The following is a 2,674-nucleotide window of genomic DNA, read 5'->3' as shown; positions in this document are numbered from 1 at the left end:
ACTGTTAAATCAGCGTTTCGGGTACCGCAAGTCCACGTAACTGGTACCGCTGTTCCACGATAGGGTACTGGCCATTGCCTGCGTTGATCGTTCGCGGATGACGGCCAGCACCCCGACCGCTCCACTGGCGACCGGTATCGTGGTCCATGGAGCGGCTACTGGTTTACTCCCAGTGCTCTCCGGTTTGGCGTTGGATGTTGTTCCGCTCCCGCCGCATGTCAACCGTTCCCAAATTGATCCGACGAGAGTTATTCGCCAACCGATTCACGATCGAGTCAGCCGCGACTCGGTCGTGAATCATCTGCACCCAGTACTCCGGCCCGGACTGCGCCAGCACCATGGTCGCCACCCGCCGGTCCCGGTCGGCAAGCACCGTGAACAGGTCATTAGTGGCCCGAGGATCAACGCCGACGGTCAGGAAGTCATCCAGGATCAGCAAATCCACCTCTGTCAACTGATTCAACAGATTCCTGTGGGCGATGTGATCGTCATGGACCGTGAGCAGCTCCAGCGCCAGTTGATCCATCCTCCAGTACCGCACGCTGTATTCGTTATGGCAGGCCGCCACCCCGATCGCGCACCCCAGATGGGTTTTGCCCGATCCCGCAGCGCCGGTGATCAGCACGTTGACCGAGTCCCTGCTCCAGTCGTTGCGGGCATACCTGCTCATCCTGACAGGGTTCAGCCCCTCGCGTGATGCGCGGTAGTCCAGTTCCTCGATGGCCGCCTCGGCAATGGGAAACCTGGCCTGGGCGATCAGCTTCTGGATCCGCTTGTCCCTGCGCTCTTCCAGCGCCTGATCGACCGCCTGGAGGAACAGCGTTTCGGGATCCACCTGCTCGTTGGCCTCATCGGCCAGAATCCCTTCAAAGACCGTGGCCACCGAGGTGATACGCAGGGCGCGGAACTTCTCATAGTCCTGCGGGCTGAAAATGCTCACAACGAGTCCTCCTGCCCGCCGGGCTGCTGGTAGTAGGAGCCGTCCCGGACATACACCTGCCCGGTACTCACGGCGCCGGCAGGTTTGCTGGTGTTCACCGAGGCCTTGCGCGGCACCGGAGCCTGGGCGTCGGTTTTCAGCCCACCCATGACGCGTTTGATCGTGGTGTAGGTCGGGACCATGTTCAGATTCAGCACCTGCTGGCAGGCCGCTTCCAGCCGGGCCTTGTTATTCCTGCCCAGCGAGTCCAGGATGTTCTGGCAGTCCAGGTAGCCCTGTGCCTCGATCCTACGCCGCTCAAGCACCAGGGTGATTACCTGCATGGTCGCCGGACCAAAGCTGCGGGCCTTGTCCAGGAACCACTGCGCCGACCACAAATCACCCAGCTTCTGGTGCTGCGGAGGCACATGCGCGTCCAGGGTCGAGTACTGGCCCTTGCGTCCGTGCCTGCGCACGTGCTCGCACACCACCTGGTTGCCGTCAAACACGGTGACCAGCAGATCGGTGATCCTGGCCTTCACTGTCCGTCCGGCCAGCTGGTAGGGCACCGAATAATGCTGGTAATCGGCGCTGATGTGATAATTCCTGCCGACCTTGGCCTGCTTCCACACCACGGCGCCGAACCGTTGCGCCGGCAACGCGCCCAGCATCCCGGCCTCCTCGCCGGTGAAGATCTCCCGTTTGCTCTGCCCCCAGGGATTGCGCAGCTCATTGATCACCTCGCGCTGCACCGCGACCGCCTCATTCAACTCATCGATCGTGGACCAACGCTCACCGGCCAGCACCCCGATCACCCGGGTGTTCACCGTACGCACCGCGCGCTCGGTCGCGGCCTTGTCCTTGGCCTTGCGCACCCGGGCCGGAACAATCGCCGTGGCATAGTGCTCCGCGAACTGCTCGTACCGTTCGGTGAGCACCCGCTGCGTCTGCCCTTGCCGAGGCCGATAGGTCGCGGTCCGGGCATTATCCGGGATGATGATCTGCGGAACCCCGCCGAAATACTCCAAAGCCTGGACATGCAGGTCAATCCACGAGTCCATCTTCATGGACAAGGAAGCCTTAACGAACACCATCCCCGAGTAGGGCAGCACCGCGGAAAACAGGTAGGCCTTGTGCTGCCGCCCGCTGAGCGCGTCGGTCACCGGTAAGGTCTGCCCGGCCCAGTCCACCTGCATCGCCTTGCCCGGCTCGTGATGAATCGTCGCGGCCAGGTCGTTGGCCTGCACGAAGCGGGCATACAGCCCGGCATACGCGGCGTACTGGTACTTCCGCCCCGGCGTGGTGCCGACGACGTAGGATTCCCACGCTTGGGTGATGGTGTAGTTCCGATCGGCCTTCATCCGCTGGTGCACCGCTTCGAAATCAGGCTGGATGAACTGCTCGCTGCGCCGTGCCCGCCCATCGGGGAACCACTGACCCAGTTGCTCCAGGCTCACTGCCCGGACCTGGTCCAGCGTCCTGATCTGCTCCGCGTCCATGCGCTTGCTCACCGCGGCAACCATGCGCCGAGAACACTCCAGCTCGGCCACGATCTGCTCGTAGCTGCGTCCCTTGACCAGCAGACGCATGATGGCAATATGCTTCGCCACCGTTCCTCCTTCACAGGATCAACGCGCATCACCGATTGTGATACGTCATTGTCCACAGGAGCACAGAATCGTCGGCAGTTCCCCATACATGGAAAAGCAGTACCAGTTACGTGGACATGCGGTACCCAAAACGGCTATTTAACAA

The 2,674-nt window shown here is 62.0% G+C and carries 2 protein-coding genes; both read right to left on the bottom strand.

Features of this window, described 5'->3' with window-relative positions; genetic code table 11:
• Window positions 1–163: 163 nt before the first annotated feature.
• Window positions 164–940 (bottom strand): ATP-binding protein, encoded by a 777-nt coding sequence (locus tag RCJ92_RS15545; RefSeq protein WP_396277557.1) that lies wholly within the window; start codon window positions 938–940, stop codon window positions 164–166.
• The gene (gene istA, locus RCJ92_RS15540) at window positions 937–2,529 is read right to left on the bottom strand and encodes an IS21 family transposase (RefSeq protein ID WP_396277558.1); all 1,593 of its coding nucleotides are present in this window, start codon (window positions 2,527–2,529) and stop codon (window positions 937–939) included. Before istA ends, RCJ92_RS15545 begins: the two co-directional genes overlap by 4 nt.
• Window positions 2,530–2,674: the final 145 nt, after the last annotated feature.

This window comes from Glutamicibacter sp. BSL13 (genome assembly GCF_052928425.1).
Note: the sequence above shows the minus strand (reverse complement) of the source record. Positions and strands in the feature narration are given on the sequence as shown.